General features: G+C 67.7%; 16 protein-coding genes. 13 read left to right on the top strand and 3 right to left on the bottom strand.

The features are described 5' to 3' along the window. The 7 genes from LDO29_RS07695 to LDO29_RS07665 all read left to right on the top strand — a co-directional run bounded on the left by LDO29_RS07695 (nt 1) and on the right by LDO29_RS07665 (nt 10,025). Nucleotides 1–3,453: an ATP-binding protein gene (locus LDO29_RS07695; protein WP_224079205.1), complete on the top strand. Its 3,453-nt coding sequence runs from the start codon at nt 1–3 to the stop codon at nt 3,451–3,453. 130 nt (nt 3,454–3,583) lie between these two features. Further along, entirely contained in the window at nt 3,584–4,975 is a 1,392-nt protein-coding gene (locus LDO29_RS07690) for an MFS transporter (protein ID WP_224079204.1), read from the top strand. A gap of 103 nt (nt 4,976–5,078) precedes the next feature. Continuing rightward, entirely contained in the window at nt 5,079–5,516 is a 438-nt protein-coding gene (locus LDO29_RS07685) for a universal stress protein (RefSeq protein ID WP_224079203.1), read from the top strand. 210 nt (nt 5,517–5,726) lie between these two features. Beyond that, nucleotides 5,727–7,130, top strand: a complete 1,404-nt coding sequence (locus LDO29_RS07680; protein WP_224079202.1) for an ABC transporter substrate-binding protein — start codon at nt 5,727–5,729, stop codon at nt 7,128–7,130. A gap of 30 nt (nt 7,131–7,160) precedes the next feature. Next, on the top strand, nt 7,161–8,192 hold the full coding sequence (locus tag LDO29_RS07675; protein WP_224079201.1) for an ABC transporter ATP-binding protein: 1,032 nt from the start codon (nt 7,161–7,163) through the stop codon (nt 8,190–8,192). Next, complete coding sequence (locus tag LDO29_RS07670) at nt 8,189–9,124, top strand: carbohydrate ABC transporter permease (RefSeq protein WP_224079200.1); 936 nt, start codon at nt 8,189–8,191, stop codon at nt 9,122–9,124. Before LDO29_RS07675 ends, LDO29_RS07670 begins: the two co-directional genes overlap by 4 nt. Before the next feature lies 1 nt (nt 9,125). Next, nucleotides 9,126–10,025, top strand: a complete 900-nt coding sequence (locus LDO29_RS07665; RefSeq protein ID WP_224079199.1) for a carbohydrate ABC transporter permease — start codon at nt 9,126–9,128, stop codon at nt 10,023–10,025. A gap of 811 nt (nt 10,026–10,836) precedes the next feature. Here the strand turns inward: LDO29_RS07665 and LDO29_RS07660 are convergent. Together LDO29_RS07660 and LDO29_RS07655 are read right to left on the bottom strand one after the other, a co-directional pair. Then, nucleotides 10,837–11,649 carry an SDR family oxidoreductase gene (locus LDO29_RS07660; RefSeq protein WP_224079198.1) on the bottom strand — a complete coding sequence of 271 codons (813 nt, stop codon included), beginning with the start codon at nt 11,647–11,649 and terminating at the stop codon, nt 10,837–10,839. A gap of 25 nt (nt 11,650–11,674) precedes the next feature. After that, on the bottom strand, nt 11,675–12,586 hold the full coding sequence (locus tag LDO29_RS07655; protein ID WP_224079197.1) for an IclR family transcriptional regulator: 912 nt from the start codon (nt 12,584–12,586) through the stop codon (nt 11,675–11,677). 278 nt (nt 12,587–12,864) lie between these two features. Between LDO29_RS07655 and LDO29_RS07650 the strand changes: the two genes are divergently transcribed. From LDO29_RS07650 to LDO29_RS07625, 6 genes are all read left to right on the top strand, one after another. After that, the gene (locus LDO29_RS07650; protein WP_224079196.1) at nt 12,865–13,080 is read left to right on the top strand and encodes a hypothetical protein; all 216 of its coding nucleotides are present in this window, start codon (nt 12,865–12,867) and stop codon (nt 13,078–13,080) included. Nucleotides 13,081–13,183: 103 nt separating this feature from the next. Further along, entirely contained in the window at nt 13,184–14,047 is an 864-nt protein-coding gene (locus LDO29_RS07645) for a branched-chain amino acid ABC transporter permease (protein ID WP_224079195.1), read from the top strand. Nucleotides 14,048–14,060: 13 nt separating this feature from the next. Beyond that, complete coding sequence (locus tag LDO29_RS07640; protein WP_224079598.1) at nt 14,061–15,083, top strand: branched-chain amino acid ABC transporter permease; 1,023 nt, start codon at nt 14,061–14,063, stop codon at nt 15,081–15,083. Next, on the top strand, nt 15,076–15,840 hold the full coding sequence (locus tag LDO29_RS07635; RefSeq protein WP_224079194.1) for an ABC transporter ATP-binding protein: 765 nt from the start codon (nt 15,076–15,078) through the stop codon (nt 15,838–15,840). The genes LDO29_RS07640 and LDO29_RS07635 overlap by 8 nt, the downstream gene beginning before the upstream one ends. Then, complete coding sequence (locus tag LDO29_RS07630) at nt 15,827–16,534, top strand: ABC transporter ATP-binding protein (RefSeq protein WP_224079193.1); 708 nt, start codon at nt 15,827–15,829, stop codon at nt 16,532–16,534. The genes LDO29_RS07635 and LDO29_RS07630 overlap by 14 nt, the downstream gene beginning before the upstream one ends. Before the next feature lie 59 nt (nt 16,535–16,593). Continuing rightward, complete coding sequence (locus LDO29_RS07625) at nt 16,594–17,766, top strand: ABC transporter substrate-binding protein (RefSeq protein WP_224079192.1); 1,173 nt, start codon at nt 16,594–16,596, stop codon at nt 17,764–17,766. A gap of 136 nt (nt 17,767–17,902) precedes the next feature. On the opposite strand, the gene LDO29_RS07620 is transcribed toward LDO29_RS07625, so the two are convergent. Then, nucleotides 17,903–20,530 carry a DUF6600 domain-containing protein gene (locus LDO29_RS07620; protein WP_224079191.1) on the bottom strand — a complete coding sequence of 876 codons (2,628 nt, stop codon included), beginning with the start codon at nt 20,528–20,530 and terminating at the stop codon, nt 17,903–17,905. Between the last annotated feature and the right edge of the window lie 255 nt (nt 20,531–20,785).

Here is a 20,785-nt window from a genome sequence, read left to right as displayed (position 1 = left end):
ATGCAGCAGATCCTCGACAGTACCCGCGTGTCGCTGGCCAGCGCCTTCGACACGCTCGCGGACAATGCCCGCCGACAGCAGCACCTTTACTCGGCGACCATTGCCGTGCTGATCGCGCTGGTGGTGTTCGCCGGCATTGTGCTGGCTGCACTGGAGACGGACAAGCACCTGAGCCAGCAGCAAGGCCAGGTCGCCCGGTATGTCGCCTCCATCTCGCAGCGCCTGGAGAGCGAGGCCGCCTTCCTGAAGCGCAGTGTCCTGAGCGTGCGCCGCTACCACGAAGCGGGTCCGGCGCAGATGCCGGACGCCGCCACAGTACAGTCCGTCCGCGCGACCGGCCTTGCGCGTATTACCGACAAACTCGCCGGGCATGACTACTACCTGATGGCAACGGCCGCGACGCGGCAGGCCTGGGGGACTTCCCTGCCCGTGCAGCTTGCACGCCTGCAGCAGATTGCGCTGGGCACGCTGGCCACGCAGCAGGCCTTCGGCCTGGACCACTGGGTCTATGTCCTTTCTCTGGAGAACGATAGCGCCGCCATCCTTGCGCGGCAGCCCTCCGCCGCACAAGCTACTGTGCCGATCCGGCCCGCACTGATCGACACCCTTCGCGACACCATCACGCAGGCCATGCTCGACCGCAGCGGCCATGCGGTGCCGCCTGGCGACGAGCAGGTCTGGGCCGGCCCGATCCGCGACCCGCTGACCGGCACGATGGCCATGCTGAGTGTCGGAGCGGCATATTCGGGGGATACGCCAACCGTACTGATTGCAGCGAGCGTGCCGGTCGGCGACTTCCTGGCACAGCTTGAGCGGCCCGGAGAAGCCGCGCTGCTCGCCCTGCTCAATCCGGCAGATGAGGTCATCGACGTTGCCGCCCCAGCCTTGCCGGTCGAAGGCCCGGTGGCCGACGCCATCCTGTCGCAGGCGCGCCGCCAGCCGCACAACACGTCGCACTACACGTCGCACTTCACGCGCCGCGGCGTGTTGATGGTGCAGCCGCTGCAGCCCGGGTTCGGCACGCTGGTCTGCTTCCTGCCATACGGCCTGCTGGTGCCGGCTCTCGCCCCCGAACTGGCCGTGATCCTCGGCGTGGGGCTGCTGCTCATCGGCGCCATCGTCCTGAGCGCCCGCTACTGGGATCGCCAGCTGCTGCGCCGGACCCACTCGGAGGCAGCGCGCGCACTGGAGAACGAGATCCTGAACCAGATCCTCGTCAGCGCCACGCCTGTCGGCCTGTGTATCGTCCGCCAGCGCGACTACCTCGTGCTGACTTCAAACCAGCTTGCCCAGGCGCTGCTGCGGCTCGATGAGGCTGGGACCTTGCCCACACAGGTCACCGAAGCCTTCGAGCGGCCGCCACTCGGTACGGAAGCCGGGCAGCTTGCGCCGATCACCCGCTTCACTGTCCCGGCTCCGCCCGCTCCGGACGACGGCGCGGGCGCGCAGCGCTATCTTCAGGTCACCTATGCCCCGGCGCGCTACCACGACGACAAGGTCCTGTTCTGTGCCGTGCAGGACGTCACCACCCAGCAGGCGCTGGAGCAGCAGCTGCGCTCGGCACAGCAGGCCACCGAGGCCATGATGCGCGCACGCTCGAGCTTCTTCGCGGCAATGAGCCACGAGATCCGCACGCCACTCAATGCACTGATCGGCAATCTCGAACTGCTCGCGCGCAGCCCCGGACTCGATAGCCACACCCAGCGCCTGCAGGCACTGGGCACCGCCGCCGAAGGGCTGCGGCGCATCGTCAACGACATCCTCGACTTCTCGAAGATCGATGCCGGCAAGCTGCAACTGGCCAGCAAGCCGTTCCGCCTGGCCGAGGCGCTCGAAGGCCTGGCGCTGACCTACGCGCCCATGGCGGCAGAACGCGGCATCCGCCTTCGCCTGCAACTGGCGCCCGGGCTGGACCGGGAAGTGTGCGGAGACCGCATGCGCCTGATGCAGGTCGTCAACAACCTGCTGAACAACGCATTCAAGTTCACCACGAGCGGGCGCATCACGCTCAGCGGCAGCTACGGCCCCGACGCGCATGGCCTCCATATGCTCACTTGCCGCGTCAGCGATTCCGGCATCGGCATGCCGCCCGCGCTGATCGAGCGCATCTTCCAGCCATTCGTGCAGGGCGATGCCGTGGGCACCAGCCGCCATGGCGGCACCGGCCTGGGGTTGTCGATCTGCACGCGGCTGTGCGAGCTGATGGGCGGCAGCATTGGCGTGCAGAGCGTGCAGGACGTAGGCAGCGCCTTCACCATCACCGTGCCGTTGCCGCCCGCCGCAGGCCATGCCGGGTCCGATACCCAGCGCGCCCGGCATGGCAGCGTGATGGTGCTGTGCCACGATGGCGGGACCGGCGAATGCCTGGAGGCCTGGCTGGCCGCTGCGGGCTGGCGAACCCACGTGCTGGCTTCGCTGGCGGCGGCGCGGGAGCACCTCGAAGGCCACCATCCGCAGGTGATCGTTGCCACCGAGGACTACCATCCCGATTCGCTGGAAGTGCTGCATGACCTGAGTTCGGCCCCGGTAGTCTGGATCACGCCCGATGGCCCCCACCGGCCGCGTCGGCGCACGCCCGGCGTCCTGGAGGTGACCAGCTTCAACCACGACGCCATGCTGGCCTGCGTGGCATCCGCCGCCGAGGGCCTCCCGGAGCGGCCCGCACTGCCGTCCGCAACCGGCGTCGCGGACCGGCCTGCCGGGTTGGCGCCGTTGCCCGACGCCCGTGGGCTGACGGTCCTCGTCGCCGAAGACAACCCGCTGAACCAGACGCTCGTCAGCGAGCAACTGCGCACCCTGGGCTGCCAGCCCGTCATCGCCGACAATGGCAAGCAAGCGCTGGCGGTCGCGGAGTCCACCCATGTGGATGCCGTCCTGACCGACATCCATATGCCCGTGATGAACGGCTATGCGTTGCTGGATGCGCTGCGAGCGTTGCACCCCAATCTGCCCGTGCTCGCCTTCAGCGCACTTGCCCAGCAGGAGCAGTCCGAAGACTGGCAGCAGCGCGGCTTCAGCGGCTACATCACCAAGCCGGCGTCCTTGCACGAGCTGGGCCAGGCCCTGCAGGCACTGCGCGGGCCGCAGACGCACGACGCCGATGAGCCGGCCATGCCGCCGTCAGACTCGCACGAAGCGTCGACCGCGTCCGCCAATCAGGGACGCTATGCGCGACTGCTGCGCGAACAACTGCAGACCGACCTGCCTGCACTCGCGGGCATCCTCTCCGCGAAGGATGTGGGCGCGCTGCAAGCCTGGGCACATCGCGCCGCGAGCGGCTTCAGGATCGTCAGGCAAGAGGACCTGCACGCGCACTGCCGCGAAGTCGAACAGCTTTGCCTCGGCGAGAGCCTCTGGAGTCCGGCCATTGCCACGTCCGGCGAAGCGCTGCAGGCGCTCGCGCTGCGCTATGCCGGCGAGGATCTGGCGGCGACAGCGCCGGGCTGGCCCTGATCCCCTCCGCCCGGCAAACGCCTACCACATTCCGCGCATTTGCGGGCAACGCCCCACGCGCCGATAATGACGGCGCCGCGCCCGGTCCCTCGGGCGCGCCCTTGCGGCCTCTGCCGCCCTTGTTTCCCGCATGCAGTCACATCAAGGCCTTCCCCAGCCGCAGCGAACCTGGGCCATCGTCACCGTCTTCTGCGGCCTGATCATGGCCGTCCTGGACGGCTCCATCGCGAATATCGCGCTGCCATCGATCTCACGCCAGCTCCAGTCCGAGCCGTCGAGCACCATCTGGGTGGTAAACGCCTACCAGCTGACCGTCACGGTATGCCTGCTGCCACTGTCGTCGCTGGGCGACATCTTAGGCTACAAGCGCGTGTACCGCGCGGGCCTGGCTACCTTCCTGGTGGGATCGCTGCTGTGCGCGCTGGCGGTCAACCTGCCCATGCTGGTGGCGGCGCGCGTGCTGCAAGGCCTGGGCGGGGCCGGCATCATGAGCGTGAACACGGCGCTGGTGCGCTACATCTATCCGCCTACGCGCCTGGGCCGCGGCATCGGGCTGAACGCGCTGGTGGTCGGCGTGACCACTGCGGTGGGTCCGTCGCTGGGGGCGCTGATCCTGTCGCTGGCCAGCTGGCAATGGCTGTTTGCCGTCAACGTGCCGGTGGCCATCTTCGCCCTGGCGCTGAGCCGCCGCGCGCTGCCAGCCACGGCGCCGCAGCCGCATGAGTTCGACTACCCGAGCGCGATGCTGTCGGCCGTGGTATTCGGGCTGTTCATCCTGGGGGTTGACGGCCTCGGCCACGCGGGGCTGCGCAGCGCCGGCGCCGCCGCGGTGGGCGCCACAATCGTGCTGGGCTGGCTGCTGGTGCGGCGCCAGCGCGGCCGCCCGGCGCCGCTCGTGCCGGTGGACCTCTTCGCCAGCCGTGCCTTCACGCTGGCAGTCGGCACGTCGTTCTGCTCGTTCATGACGCAGATGCTGTCTTTCGTGGCGCTGCCGTTCTATCTCGAATACCAGCTGGGCCGGTCCCTGCACGAAATCGGGCTGCTGATCACGCCCTGGCCGCTGACGGTGGCGCTCATGGCGGCGCTGTCCGGCCGGCTGTCGGACCGCTACCCCGCCAGCATCCTGGCTGGCGTCGGGCTGGCGCTGCTGGCGGCGGGCCTGCTGGGCCTGGCGCTGCTGGGGCCCGGTGCCGGCAGCCTGGACATCGCCTGGCGCATGGCCATGTGCGGGCTGGGCTTCGGCCTGTTCCAGTCGCCCAACAACCGCGCCATGATCGGCGCCACGCCACCCGAGCGCAGCGGCGGTGCCAGCGGGGCGCAGGCCACCACCCGGCTGCTGGGCCAGACCACCGGCACCGCCGTGGTGGCGCTGCTGTTCGGCCTGGACGAGACCGGCGCGGCGCGGATGGCGCTGTATGTGGCGGTGGGCATGGCGGCGCTCGGTGCTGTCATCAGCCTGAGCCGCTTGCGCGATGCCGGCCCCGCCCCGCGCGCGCACACAACCGCCGAACCTGACGCCTGACGCTGGTCTGTGCCCTATACTGAATCGATGGCGCCGGTTGCGGTCACGCCGGTGCCGGGCACCAGACCGGGGGGAGTGCCGCCTTGCTTGACTGGAGGCCGCTATGTTCCAGCACCTGCTGCTCCCTGTTGACGGTTCGCCCCTTTCCGAATCCGCGTTCCGCCAGGGAATCGCCTTCGCCCGCGACGCCGGGGCCCGTGTCACGGCGCTCCGGGTGATTCCCGATTTCCACACCTACACCTACCAGGTCGAGATGCTGGCCGGCACACGCGAACAGTACACGCATGAAGCCGCCAAGGCCGTCGAGGACTACCTGGACACGATGGCCAGCGAGGCCACCGCGGCCAACGTCGCTTGCGACACCGTGTCGGTCATCCACGACCATCCCTACGAGGCCATCATCAACACCGCCCAGAACAAGGGATGCGACCTGATCGTGATGGCGTCGCACGGGCGGCGCGGCCTGCAAGGGGTACTGATCGGCAGCGAGACGCAGAAGGTACTCACGCACAGCCGCATCCCTGTGCTGGTGTACCGCTGACGGTACCGGCGGCGGCGCCAGCACCGTTTGATGCGCCGCAGTATCCGGCGGCATGTGGCCTTGCTTCCCATGCACCGATGCCCGGCACGCCGGATTGCGCTGGCCACGCCAGTTTCCATCCTCATTGAGTGAGGCAGGCATGTGCGCCCTCCGGGTGCAGCCGGACGGACCGGGCGCACGTGCCCTGCTTCCCATACCACGGAGGCAGCCATGACCATGAAGAACGAGGCACGCCTTGCCAGGGCCCAATACCTGCGCCGGCCCGCGTCCACCAGCACCCTCACCAGCCTGGCACGCCGCCGTGTGCTGCGCGCTGCCGCGGCGGCGGCCCTGGCCGCCGAGCTCGGCACGCTGGCGCGGCCCCGTCCCGTGCATGCCGCCGCCAAGCGGACACTGAAGATCCTTCAGTGGAACCATTTCGTGCCGGGCTACGACACGTGGTTCGACGGCACCTATGTCAAGGAATGGGGACAGCGCCACGACACCGACGTCATCGTCGACCATGTCGGTATTCCGGCGCTGGCCACGCGCGCCGCGGCCGAGGTCTCGGCGCAGAAAGGGCACGACCTCTTCATGTTCCTGTCCCCGCCGCCGGTGTACGAGGAGCAGGTGATCGACCACCGCGAAATCTATGAGGAATGCCAGCGCAAGCATGGCAAGCCGGTGGAACTGGCGGTCCGCAGCACGCTCAACCCCAAGACACGCAAGTACTTCGCCTTCTCCGACAGTTTCGTGCCGGATCCGGTCAACTACCGCAAGGACCTTTGGGATGAGGCCGGCATGAAGGCGCCGGACAGCTGGGACGACGTGCTGGCGGCCGGGCGCCGTATCAAGCAGTCCAAGGGCATCCCGGTTGGCATCGGCCTGTCGGCCGAGCTGGACACCGCCATGGCCATGCGCACCATTCTCTATGCCTATGGCGGCTCGGTGCAGGACGAGCGCGGCAACGTGGTGCTGAATTCGCCCAATACGCTCGAAGCGGTCAAGTTCGTGCGCGCGCTGTATCACGATGCCATGACGCCGGAGGTGCTGGCCTGGGACGCCTCCTCGAACAACCGGGCCATGCTGGCGGGCAAGATCTCCCTGTGCCTGAATGCCATTTCCATCACGCGCGAGGGCGAAAACAAGAAACTGCCCATCACGCCCGGCATATGGCTGACCCAGGCCCTGCGCGGACCGTCACAGCGCATTTGCCTGGAACACGTGATGGACTGCTACGTGATCTGGAAATTCGCCGAGAACATCGAGGGCGCCAAGCAGTTCCTGGTGGACTACATCGACAACTTCCACAAAGGCTTCGTGGCCAGCGAGTTCTACAACTTTCCATGCTTCACCAGCACCGTGCCGGACCTGAAGAAGCTGATCGACGACGACGCCAAGGCAAAGCCACGCGACAAGTACCGCGTACTGGGCAACCTGATGGTGCAGGCCACCAATGTCGGCTATCCGGGCCACGCGAACGCGGCCATCGACGAGATCTTCAACACCTGGGTGCTCAACACCATGTTCGCCCGGGCCGCGACCGGCGACGCCAAGCCGGAGGATGCCATCCGCGATGCCGAAGCCGCCTGCAAGCGGATCTTTGCCAAATGGCGGGCCAAGGGGCTGGTATGAACGCCGGCACTGCCTCTGCACCAACGCACCATGGCCACGGTCGAAACGCGCGCCCTCACCAAGCGCTTTGACGGCGCCAACGCCGTCGACGGCATCGACCTGGCCGTGCGCGAGGGCGAGTTCCTGGTGCTGCTGGGCCCGTCCGGCTCCGGCAAGACCACGCTGCTGCGCATGATTGCCGGGCTGGAGACGCCCACCTCCGGCGACGTGCTGGTGAACGGCGGCATCGTCACCGGCCTGCCGCCGCGGCTGCACAACATGGCCATGGTGTTCCAGAGCTACGCGCTCTACCCGCACCTCACGGTGGCCGCCAACATCGCCTTTCCGCTCGAGGCCCGGCGTATGCCGCACGGGCTCGTGGACGAAAAGGTCCGGTGGGCAGCCGCGCTGTTCGGCATCGACCACCTGCTGGCGCGCAAGCCGCGCCAGCTGTCCGGCGGCGAGCGGCAGCGCGTGGCGCTGGCCCGGGCCGTGGTGCGCGACCCGGTGGCCTTCCTGCTGGACGAGCCGCTCTCCAACCTCGACGCCAAGCTGCGCACCTCGGCGCGCGAGGAGCTGCAGCAGATCCAGCGCCGCCTGGCCACCACCACCATCTACGTGACCCACGACCAGATCGAGGCCCTGGCGCTGGGCGACCGCATCGCGGTGCTCGACCGCGGGCACATGCATCAGCTCGGCACGCCGGCCGAGGTCTACGAACGGCCGGCCGACCGCTTCGTCGCCACCTTCATCGGCTCGCCGCCGATGAACCTGGTCGCCGCGGGCAAGGTCGAAACGGGCTTCCGGCCCGAGCATTTCCTGCCGCGCGAGGCCTTTGCAGCGGACGAGCCGCTGCAGGACTACCCGCTGGACATCGTCCGCATCGAGAACCTGGGCTCCGACCGCCTGGTGTACGGGCTGCTGGAGCCGCCAAACCCACCGGTGAAAGTCATCTCGCGGATCCCCTGCACGGTCAGCGTGGCGCTGCAGGCGGGGACGCGCCACCCGTTCGCGGTGCGGCGCGCGGACCTGCGCCATTTCGATGCCGGATCCGGCGCGAGCCTGGATACCGCCTCGCCATGAATACGCCACTGTCCGCCACTCTCGCCCACGGCCGCGGCAGCACCGTCCGCGCTGCGCGCGAGGAGCGCTGGCTCGGTGCGCTGATGCTGGCGCCTGCGCTGCTGTACATTGCGCTGCTGCTGGGTTTCCCGTTCCTGCTGTCGATCTGGTACAGCCTGTCCGACGCCACCGTCGGCAGTCAGACCCTGCAATTCGTGGGGCTGGAGAATTTCCGACGCATCGTGCACAGCACGACGTTCTGGCGCTCGCTGCGCAACGCGCTGGTCTTCACGCTGGTGTCGCAAGTGCTGGTGGTGGTGCTGGCCAAGATCCTGGCGCTGGCGCTGGTGCATGACTTTCCCGGTAAATGGCTGGTGCGCCTGCTGATCCTGCTGCCCTGGGTGGCGCCGATCTCGCTGGGCTCGATCGGCTGGCTGTGGATCTTCGACCCGGTCTACAGCATCATCAACTGGACCATGCGGGCGCTCGGCGTGTTCGGCCCCGGCGTCTGGCCGGTATGGCTGGGGCAGCCCGGGCTGGCCATGGCATCGGTCATCGTGGTCGACGTCTGGCGCCTGCTGCCGCTAGCCACGGTGATCATCCTGGCCGGATTGCAAGGCATCCCGCAAGACCTGCACGACGCCGCCGCCATGGATGGCGCCGGCTTCTGGCGGCGCCTGTTCCGCATCGACGTGCCGCTGCTGATGCCCGTGATGCTGGTGGCGCTGCTGTTCGGCATCGTCTTCACGCTGACCGACATGATCATCATCTATGTGCTCACGCGGGGCGGCCCCTATGACACCACCCAGGTGCTGGCAAGCCTGGCCTTCTTCACCGGCATCCAGGGCGGCGACCTGGCCGAGGGCGCTGCCATCTCGCTGTTCCTGTTCCCGCTGCTGGTGGCCGTGGTGGTCCTGCTGCTGACCGTGGCCCACCGCGCCGAGGTGACCTGACATGGCCGCCTTGATTCCCAACAGCGTCGCCCCGGGCGGCGCGCCGAGCAGATGGCTCGGGCCGCGCTGGCGCACGCGCGGCGCACGCGCGCTCGCCTTCCTGACGCTGGCCACCTTTGCCGCGTTCTGCGCGTTCCCGTTCTACTGGATGCTGGTGACCACCTTCAAGGACGTGCACGACCTGATCAACACCGCCAACAATCCCTTCCTGTTCAACCAGCCGCCCACGCTGGAAAACCTGCGCATACTGTTCCAGGACACGCAGTACCTGCGCTGGCTGTTCAATACGCTGCTGGTAGGCGTGCTGGTCGTGCTGATCACGCTGGCGCTGGCGGTGCCGGCCGGCTACAGCCTGGCGCGCCTGTCCGGCAGGCACGGCCGGCAACTGGCGATCGCCATCTTCCTGACCTACCTGATTCCGCCGACGATCCTGTTCATCCCGTTCTCGCGCATCGTCGGCACGCTCGGGCTGCAAGACTCGCTATGGTCGCTGGTGCTGGTGTATCCCGGCTTCACCGTGCCGTTCTGCACCTGGCTGATGATGGGATTCTTCAAGGCGGTGCCGCGCGACATCGAAGAGGCGGCGATGATGGATGGCCTGAGCCGCTTCGGCGCCTTCCTGAAAGTGGTGGTGCCGCTGTCCTCCGCGGGCATCCTGACCGTGGTCATCTTCACGCTGACGCTAGTGATGCAGGAGTTCGTCTATGCGCTCACCTTCATCACCAGCTCTTCGCAGTACACCGTCAGCGTGGGCGTGCCAACCTTCCTGGTGCGCGGTGACGTCTACTTCTGGGGCTCGCTGATGGGCGCGTGCCTGATCGTCAGCGTGCCGGTGGCCCTGCTCTACAACCTGTTCCTTGACCGCTTCGTGGCAGGCTTCACCGTGGGCGCGCTCAAGTAGGATTCTCTGGCGGAATGCTGGGGGGGAGGGGATGATTGGGTTGTCGCTCTTGACAGGCGTGGCTGTTTCGCCGGCGTAGCCGGCGAGTCACTTTTGTCTCGCGACCAAAGTAACCAAAAACGCGTTTTCGTGGTGGACGAAGGGCCGACGTGCTGACGGTCCAGTGGCATAACCAGACTGCCTGCCGCGTAGATGATTAGGATGGGACAGGGCGTACGAGCGAACCCGGATTACGGAGTGGTCCCTGCTAACAGCGATATCGCATGGACGCCTACGGCTGCGCTGCGCGCATTCAGTAGTCGGGGCACGAAGGTCTAGCCCGAACTGCGCCGTAGTAACGAAGCGCTTGGCGCATGTGCCATGCGCGCGGTAAAGAAGAGGATCTCGTGGCGCCAGCGAGACTGATGCGGTCGCCTACCGACTTGGACGTGCGCGCAGCGCAGCCGTAGGCGTCCCACCACTGAGGCTATTGGAACGCTGTACCCGAGTCCAACTTGGGGATCGTACAAAAGCCGGTTCACGTCAGGCACAGGTTCTGACTCACTATGCGTAGCAGGGTCGAACGGGCAACCAAGCATCGCGAAACCAACGCCGCTCGAACTATAGAAGCGCACCGTTGATGGCCAGCCGCCAGGCGACGCGTTTCTTGCCTACTTCTTGTCGCTCGGACAAGAAGTAGGTCGCCGGCTACGCCGGCGAAACAGCCACGCCTGCCAAGAACGACGACACAGTCATTGCCAAGACAAAGCCCCGCCGGCTGCGCCGACACCTGCGTGAGCCCCGGCTGTTCCCATCAGAAAATCCCCGAAAACTAGACCGCAATGCCGCCGAACTCCTGCATGACCTTCTCCTGCAGGCGACGCATGCCGCGCAGCCAGCGGTCGTAGTCCTGTCCCTTGCGGCGATAGTATTCCAACACTTCAGGGTGCGGCAGGATCAGGAAGCGTTCGTCGGCAATGCCTTCGAGCGTGGCGGCGGCAACATGTTCAGGCGTGACGGAACCTTCCTGCAGGAATCCCTTGCGCTCGCCCTTCTCGCCGAACAGCATATTGGTCTGCACGCCTTGCGGGCAGATGCAGCTGACCTTGATGCCGCGGTCGCCATAGGTGATCGACAGCCATTCCGCAAAGCCAATGGCGGCATGCTTGGTCACCGCATACGGCGCCGATCCGATCTGCGACAGCAACCCGGCGGCAGATACGGTATTGACGAAGTAGCCGTCGCCGCGCGCCACCATCTGCGGCATCACCGCCTTGGCCGCATGGATGTGCGCCATGACGTTGATGTCCCAGATACGCTGCCACTCTTCGGCGCTGGCATCGAGGCCCTTGCGCACGATGATGCCGGCGTTGGAACAAAACACATCGACCTGGCCGAAGCGGCGCGTCGCCTCGTCGGTCAGGGCCTGCACGGCGGCGGCATCGGACACGTCCACGGCCTGCGCGAACACCTGGCATCCGGGTGCTGCCGCCTGCGTCTCGGCCGCTACCTCGGCGGCACCAGCGGCATTCAGATCGGCGATGGCCACGCCACGCGCGCCGGCCCGCGCAAACGCCAGGGCCAGGGCCCGGCCGATGCCTGTGGCGGCGCCGGTCACGACGACGGTCTTGTCTTTGACTTGCATGCGTTGTCTCCTCTTCTCTGTTCGCTCAGTTTGCTTCACGCGCGTCAGCCGGTGCCGACGCCGTACGTGTCGGTCCTTGCCGCCCGGCACCGGCCTGCCACAGCCGCGCCTGGAGCGTCTGCGCCAGTTCGCGGATACGCGGGCCCAGGTTACTTTCCAGGATTTCGGGCGACAGCCGCGTCGCGGCGCCGCCGATGTTCAGCGCCAGCACCTCGCCGCTGCCTTCGAGCCGCAGCGGCGCCGCGGCACCGCTGACCGTGCGGTCCCACTCGGCATGGGCCAGGCAGAAGCCGCGCCGCGCATGGTCGCGCAGCGCACGCTCGATCTTGCTGCGCACCGGCGCCCAGCGGGTGCCGTAGTGGCGCTCCAGTTCGGCCAGCGCGGCTTCGCGGTGCGCGCTGTCCAGCCCCGCCAGCCAGGCGCGCCCCATGGCCGATGTCGCCATCGGCAGCCGCGCGCCCGGCGTGAGCCGGATCACGAGCGCGCCACGCGGCTGGCACGATTCCAGGTAGACCATCGCATGGCGGTCGGGCATGGCCAGCGCGACGGTACAGTCGGTGGCGAACGCAAGCGACTGCATCAGCGGTTGCGCAATCTCGCGGATGCCCGCGCCGGAAATGTAGCGATGCCCCAGCACCATCGCGCCCTGCCCGAGCCGGTACTTCTCCATCGATTCGATGTAGGCGAGGTAGCCCAGCGAGGCCAGCGTATAGGTCAGGCGCGACACGGTGGGCCGCGGAATGCCGGTGCGGCGGGACAGCTCGGCATTGCCCAGGTAGTCGTCATGGGGGCCGAACGCGCGCAGCAACTCCATGCCGCGCGCGAGCGCGGTGACGAAGTTGCGGTCCTCCGCCGGTTCCGCGGCGCGACAGGGCATGGCCGGCATCACGTGGGCGGCATCGGGCGGCGGTGCCGGGATGGAAGTCGAGCGCTTCATGCAAGGCTGGGGGTTGTCCTGCCTGACTAGATACCAGTTCCCGCGCCAGCCGGGCCCGACTATTTAGCGAAAACATAGGGGTCATAGGCGCCATGGATGGTGTGTGCCCGTCCCTGTGATCGCATCAGAGTGGTGCATGCATCCCGTGCCGTGCATGCCGGTCAGGGATTACCTCTAGACCCGGTGCCCTCCACGGATCCCATGGCGCCCGACTATTTCGCTCTGCGGAATACCGGGCGGGTTTCCTTGACTGGCCCTTCGGCCCTATGCAAAAGTCGATGAAAACGAACGACCGTGCGGGAAAAATCACCCTTCCCCGCAACGGCGTCGCCGGCCACGACCGGCACCGCGGCGCAACAGCGCAGACCGCATCGCATAGGAGACGAACCATGCAACACCAGCAGTACGCACCCGTCCGCGAACACGACGCTCGACCGGCGCGCCGCGCCGCCCAGGACCCGGCACCGGTTGCCGCGGCCCAGACCCTCGACTGATCCCCGCTTCCGCATGCGCGGCAGCCCCGGCCGCTGCCGTGAATCCGCGCGCCCGCTAGTGGCCGGCGCGTGTCCTGTTTCGTGAACCGCACGAGGTGAGCCTGTGGCATTGTTCCTTCAACAGATCCTGAACGGCCTGACGCTGGGCGGCGTGTACAGCCTGGTGGCCCTTGGCCTGACGCTGGTCTACGGCATCCTGCACGTGCCGAACTTCGCGCACGGCGCGTTCTACATGGCCGGCGCCTACGTCTCGTACTTCCTGATGACATCGTTCGGCGTGAACTACTGGCTGGCGATGCTGGGCGCGGCCGTCGTCGTCGCAATGCTGTCGATGCTGGCCGACCGGCTGGTGTTCCACCCGCTGCGCAACGCGCCCGAGCTGCACGACATGATCGCGGCCATCGGCATCCTGCTGTTCCTGGAGGCCGGCGCGCAGGCGCTGTGGGGCGCGGACTTCCACCGCATGCCGACGCCCTACGGCCAGGTGGTCGACCTGTTCGGCCTGACCGCCCCGCTGCAGCGCCTGCTGATCATCGCCGCGGCATTCGCGCTGATGGTGCTGCTGCACGTGTTCCTCACGCGCACCATGACCGGTGCCACCATCATGGCCATGGCACAGAACCGCGAAGGCGCCGCGCTGGTTGGCATCGACGCCACGCGCGTGACGCTGCTGGTCTTTGCCATCTCGGGTGCGCTGGCCGCCATCGCCGCCACGCTCTACGCGCCGATCAACCTGGTCTACCCGAGCATGGGCAACCTGGTCATCACCAAGGCCTTCGTCATCATCATCCTCGGCGGCATGGGCAGCATTCCGGGGGCCATTGCCGGCGGGCTGATCATCGGCATGGCCGAGAGCTTCGGCGGCTTCTACGTTTCCACCGACTACAAGGACATCATCGCCTTCGTGCTGCTGGTGGTGATCCTGTCGATCCGGCCACAAGGCCTGTTCGCCGGCAAGGCGGCCTGAGGAGTACGGCATGTTGAAAGCACTGCAAGGAAAGACCGGCTGGATCCTGCTGCTGGCAATGGCGATCGCGTTTCCGCTGATCACCCCCAACAGCTACTACCTGACCGTGATGACGCTCGCGTTCATCTACGCCATCGCCACGCTGGGCCTGAACCTGATTACGGGCTACACCGGCCAGCTCAATCTTGCACACGGCGGCTTCATGGCCATCGGCGCGTACACGCTGGGCATCCTGACCGTGGACCATCAGGTGCCGTTCTGGCTGGCCTTCGCGCTGTCGGGCGTGGTGTGCATGGTGGTCGGCTACTTCGTGGGCCTGGTGTCGCTACGCCTGAAGGGCCACTACTTCTCGATCTTCACGATGTGCATCGGCTACATCATCTACCTGCTGATCGAAAAGTGGGAAAGCCTGACGCACGGCACGGTGGGCCTGATCGGCATCCCGGTGCCGGCCGCGATCGGCCCCGTCGCTTTCGACAGCGTGCCGGCACAGTACTACCTGGTGCTGGCCTTCCTGGCGGTGGGCACCTTCCTGATGCACCGCATCGTCACCTCGCTGCTGGGCCGCAGCTTCATGGCCGTGCGCAACAGCGACGCGCTGGCCGAAGCGCTGGGCATCAACCTGATGCGCACCAAGGTGCTGTCGTTCGTGCTGTCGGTCGGCTACGCGGGCTTTGCCGGCGCGCTCTATGCAGGCCAGGTGCGCTTCCTCGGCCCTGACATCGCACGCACCGACCTGACCTTCGACATGGTGATGGCGATGCTGGTCGGCGGCACCGGCACGCTGTTCGGGCCGCTCCTGGGCGCGGTGCTGGTGCCATGGGTCACGCAGACGCTGCAGTTCCTGCAGGACTACCGCATGCTGGTGTTCGGCCCGGTGCTGATCCTGCTGATCATCTTCTTCCCGGACGGCATCGTCGGCTCCTGGCTGAAGAAGCAGGCGCGCAAGGCTGCTGCTGCGCGCCGCGGCAACCGCCAGCCCGCCGCATCCCCTGCCGCCCCTGTAGCCACTCGCGCCGGAGCCGACCATGCTTGAGATCCGCAACCTGACGAAGAAATTTGGCGGCCTGACCGCGGTCAATGATGTCTCCGTGACCTTCGAGCAAGGACATATCAACGCCATCATCGGCCCCAACGGTGCAGGCAAGACCACGTTCTTCAACCTGATCGCCGGCACCCATGCACCGAGTTCCGGCCAGGTTCTGTTCAAGGGCCAGGACGTGGCCGGCCTGCGCGCCGACCAGATCGCGCGGCTCGGCGTAGCGCGCACGTTCCAGGCCACCGCGCTGTTCGACCGCGCCACGGTGCTGGACAACCTGATCGTCGGCCACCGCCTGCGCACGCGCTCGGGCCTCGGCGACGTGCTGTTCAACACGCGCCGCCTGCGCGAGGAAGAGCGCCTGTGCCGCGAGAAGGCCGAGGCCGCGCTCGACTTCGTCGGCCTCACACACCTGGCCCACGAGATCGCCGCCGACATCACGCAGGAAGCGCGCAAGCGCGTGGCGTTTGCCCTGGCGCTGGCGACCGACCCGGAACTGCTGCTGCTCGATGAGCCCGCCGGCGGGGTCAATCCGGAGGAAACCGTGGGTCTGGCCGAACTGATCCGCAAGATGGTCCGCCACGGCAAGACGGTCTGCCTGATCGAACACAAGATGGACATGATCATGCGCCTGGCCGACAAGATCATGGTGCTGAACTACGGCGAGAAGATCGCCGAAGGCACGCCCGCACAGATCCAGCAGGATCCGCATGTCATCGAAGCCTACCTGGGAGCCGACCATGTTGCAGCTTGAACGCGTCTCGCTGTCGTACGGCAGCTTCCGCGCCCTGGACAACATCACCCTGCATGCCGGTGCCGGCGAACTGGTGGTGCTGCTCGGCGCCAACGGTGCCGGCAAGAGTTCGATCTTCCTGGCGATGAGCGCGATCCACCGCATCAGCGGCGGCAGCATGCGCTTCGATGGCCGCGAGCTGTCGGGCATGAAGCCGTCGCAGATCGTGCAGGCCGGGCTCGTGCATTGCCCGGAAGGCCGCAAGCTCTTCCCGGCCATGAGCGTGGAGAAGAACCTGACGCTGGGCGCCTACGTGCACCGCCGCGATTCGGCCGGCATGCGCAAGACGCTCGAAGAGGTGTACGAGATGTTCCCCATCCTGCGCCAGAAGAAGGACGACCCCGCGGGTTCGCTGTCCGGCGGACAGCAGCAGATGGTGGCGCTGGGCCGCGCGCTGATGAGCCGCCCGCGCGCGCTGCTGCTCGACGAGCCTTCGCTGGGGCTGGCGCCACTGGTGGTCAAGCAGATGTTCGAGATCATTCAGCGTATCAACCGCGCGGGGACAACGGTGTTGCTGGCGGAACAGAACGCATACGCGGCACTCGGCATCGCCCATCGGGCCTACGTGATCGAAGGCGGACGCATCGTGATGGAAGGCGACCGCGATTCGCTGCTCAAGGATGAGGGCATCCGAAAGGCTTATATCGGCGGCTAGTCAGCCGTCTTTCCTACGAAGCAAGACAAGCGCTGTAGAAATCCAAAGAGGAGACAGACATGCAGAACAGGACCTTCCGCCGCATCTTCCCGCTGGCCGCCACCGCCGTTGCCGCCATGCTGGCCTCTGGCGCCGCACTGGCCCAGGAGGTCGTCAAGATCGGCTACACCGGCCCGCTGTCGGGCGGCGCCGCGCTGTACGGCAAGAACGTGCTGTCCGGCGTGCAGATGGCCGTGGACGAGATCAACGCCGCCGGCCTGGAGGTCAAGGGCAAGAAGGTGAAGCTGGAAGTGGTGGCACTCGACGACAAGTACTCGCCCGCCGAGGCCGCCATCAACGCGCGCCGCCTGGTGCAGCAGCACAAGACGCCGGCCGTGTTCGTGCCGCACTCGGGCGGCATCTTCGCGCTGCAGGCCTTCAACGAGCAGGAGAAGTTCCTGGTCATGGCCTATTCGAGCGTGCCGCGCATCACCGATGCCGGCAACAAACTGACCATCCGCATCCCGCCCGCGTACACCGGCTACATCGAGCCCTTCGTCAAGGCGCAGATGAAGCGCTACGGCAAGAACGTGGCGCTGGCGCCGGCGGACCACGACTACGCCAAGGCCTGGGTGCAGGCCTTCGTTCCGGCATGGGAAGGCGCGGGCGGCAAGGTCGTCGGCAACAACCCGATGTCCTATACCAAGGCCACCGACTTCTACAGCGGCGTGTCGCGTGCCATCACCGACAAGCCGGACGTGATGTTCGTCGGGGGCCCGTCCGAGCCGACCGCACTGGTGGTGAAACAGGCGCGTGAACTCGGCTTCAAGGGCGGCTTCATCATCATGGACCAGGCCAAGATGGACGAGATGGCCAAGGTCACCAACGGCATGGGCATGCTGGAGGGCTCGATCGGCGTGCTGCCGCTGGTCAATGACGGCCGCCCGGCCGCGCAGAACTTCAATGCCAAGTACAAGAAGCTGCATGACGGACGCGACGCCACGACCGAGATGTCGCTCAACTACACCATGGTGTATGCGCTGGCCGGCGCGATGAAGCTGGCCGGCACCACCAGCGACGCCGCCGCCATCCGCGCGAAGATGCCGGACGCCGTCAAGGCGCTGCCGAAGGACGTCAACCCGAACGAGGTGGATGGCATCGATGCCAAGGGCGGGTCGGTTGCCGACACGGTGGTGGGCTGGGTGCAGAACGGCAAGATCTCGCCGGTCCGCCTGTCGGAACTGGCCAAGTAAGCGTGGCCAGGTAAGCGTGGCCAGGTAAGCGGCGAAGTCACTGGCCCGATAGCGCGGCAACCCACCGCACGCGGACTGGCGCGGGCCATCAGGCCATGTCCTGATGGCCCGCGTTGCGTTTGCATCCCCGCCAGCGCTACTGGCGGCGATCTCCGTCGTGCGGGCCGTTGCGGGCGTCCATCTGCCCGCGGCCATGTTGCGCGCGCTGCTGCTGGCGCTGCTGGTCCATCTGTTGCTGTTGCTGCTGTTGCTGTTGCCGCTGGCGTTCCTGCATCTGCCGCTGCTGGTCCTGCTGGCGGCGCTGCTGCTCCTGCATGGCACGTTGCTGCTCCTGCATCGCGCGCTGCTGCTCCTGTGCGGCACGCTGCTGTTCCTGTGCCCGCCGCTGTTGCTCCTGCATCTGGCGCTGCTGTTCCATCTGCTGGCGTTGGATGGCCTGCTGCTGGCGTTGCTGCTCGACCATCTGCCGCTGCTGCTCCATCTGCTGGCGCTGTTGATCCTGCATCTGGCGCTGGCGCTCCACCTGCTGGCGCTGCTGTTCGGCCTGCTGGCGCTGGATGGCCTGCTGCTGTCGCTGCTGGTCAGCCATCTGCCGCTGGCGCTCCGCCTGCTGGCGCTGCTGCTCCATTTGCTCGCGCTGCTGATCGGCCTGCTGCCGCTGCGACTCCGTCATGCGGCGTTGCTCGAATTGCTGGCGCTGCTGGTCCTGCGCCTGGCGCTGCTGCTCCATCTGCTGCCGCTGGATCGACTGTTGCTGCTGCCGCTGGATCGACTGCGCCTGGTCTTGCGCGTCGTGGCGCTGGCGTTGCTGGTCCCATTGCTGGCGTTCCTGCGCCTGTTGCTGCTGGCGCCGCAGGTCGGCGCCCTGCCGTTGCTGCTCCTGCTGCTGGCGCTGCTGCTCCATCTGCTGCCGCTGGATCGACTGTTGCTGCTGGCGCTGCAGGTCCTGCGCCTGGCGCTGCCCGTCGGGCGACTGGACCAGCCCCTGCGCCTGGTCGGGACGCGTGGTGAGGCCGCGGCCATTGCCGCGCCAGCTGTCGCCACCCATCGCCGGAGCCCCGCGCTCGCCACCGGCAGGCGGCCGGCGCCCGGCGTTCTCGTCCTGGCGCGGCGGCGGCATGCCGGGCCGTGCGGATGGCGCGGCCTGGCTCATGCGCACGTTCGGCGCCCCATGCGCACCCATGCCTCGCGGCCGCGTTTCGCCGCCACGCCATACGGGGCCGGCACCCGCCACCACACCGCCTTCGCGGGCAAAGCGCCGGGCCAGGTCATCACGCGCGGGCTGTCCGGGCGGGCGCGCGGCAATGGCCTGGCGATCGAACCCCTGGCGCGCCTGCGGCGGAAGCTGGCGGGCCGGCGCCGCGCCCAGCAGGCTGCCCTTGACCGGCGCCACCGGCGGCGCACCGCGGGCCTCGCCGTGCGGCAGGTTGCGCCATTCATTGCCGCGCATATTGCGCGGTACCGGACGGCCTTCGACGAAGTTGCGAGCGGGCATGCCGCTGATCGCGCCCGGCACGTCGCGGTTCAGGCGCTGCTCGCGCCGGAAGCGGTTATCCACGGTAATGTTGTTGACCGCCACCCGGTTGATGCGCGTGACATAGGCCGGGCTGGCACGATACACGGGCCGATAGGCGTCGCGCGGACCGAGCGGATACCAGGCCACGCCAGGCCCGCCGCCCACGCGCACGCTCCAGTTGGCGCCCGCGCCCCCCACGAAGCCGACCAGCGCCGGCGCGTAGCACGGCCGCGGCACGCGCGGGCCCGGCACCCAGCCCCAGCGGTGCCCGATGTAGGCCCAGCGTCCGTAGTGGAATGGCGCAAACCCCCAGGGCGCGTCATCGATCCAGGTCCAGCCCCAGGGCGCAACCCAGGCCCAGTGACCGGTGCTGTACGGCGCCCAGCCTGTAGCCACGACAGTCGGGAACCAGACCGCGCCATAGCCGGGGTCTTCCTGCCAGTCGCCATAGCCGTCCAGCGCGGCGTAGCCGGGCATGTCGCGCGGCACGTAGCGGGCCGTGGCCGAAGCGTCTTCGCGCGCATCGCGCGAGGCGGTCCAACGGTCGAAATCGTCCTCCGGCGGCAGGTCGCCCGGGCCGGCATCGGCCAGGTCGGTCCCGGCGAAACGCATGCGTTCGCCACGGTTCATCTCAAGGGAACGGCTTTCGCCATAGATGGCGGCACGGCCGTGGCGCATGGTCACCGTCGTGGTACTGCCGTCGGGCGCCACGTCCAGCCGGTAGTCGCCCGGCTCGCGCGGCACGAACGCCAGGTTGGGCGTATCGATTTCGACCGGCTGGTCCGGCGGCAAGGCGCGCACCCGCAACTGCAGCGTGCCCTGCGTGAGCTTGACCTGGGTGGCGTTGTCGTCCAGGTTGAGCACGCTGACCGCCGTCGCGCTCCCGAGGCGGATGGCCACGGTGCCGGCGTGCACTTCGGCACGGCCGCCGTTGTCCACCCACAGGCGGTCGCCGGTGGTGATGGGCCGGTTCAGGCCGGCCGCAGCCCATTCGTCCGAGCCGGCAGGGGCAAAGCTGAGGTTGCCCGCCGCATCGGTCAATGTCGCCACGCGTGACGGCGGGTCGGCCTGCTCCACCTGCGCCCCCGGTTCGCCGAGCGGCGACGGCTGGGCCTGTCCGGGCCACGGCGCAAAGGTCAGGGCCAGGCCGGCAGTCACGGCCAGCATGGGCAGCCAGGGCGTGCCCCGGGCCTTCAGGCTACGGCGGCGGACGGCGGAAATGCGGTCAGGCGGAGGGAAGCGAAACATGGATTCGAAGAACTTGGAGAGCGGGCCCGTGGCGGCCGGCGGCCACCCTGATGTCACCATACATGGCCCAACGCCCCGGAGAGTCCGGCGCGGACAAGACTTTGTAAGCGCGTATTTCTCCCGGCTGCGGCGCGGCCGGCGGGTACTGTGCCGGCGAAGCCGGACGGGGGCGGGGAATCGCGGCGCGGATGCCCCCGGCAGCGCGGCCGGCGGTCAAAGGCGGAAACAACTCGACTGGCGGCGCCGTCTTCCTGT

This window comes from Cupriavidus laharis (assembly GCF_914271435.1).
Taxonomy (GTDB): Bacteria; Pseudomonadota; Gammaproteobacteria; order Burkholderiales; family Burkholderiaceae; genus Cupriavidus; species Cupriavidus laharis.
This window is presented reverse-complemented; position numbering and strand designations above follow the sequence as displayed.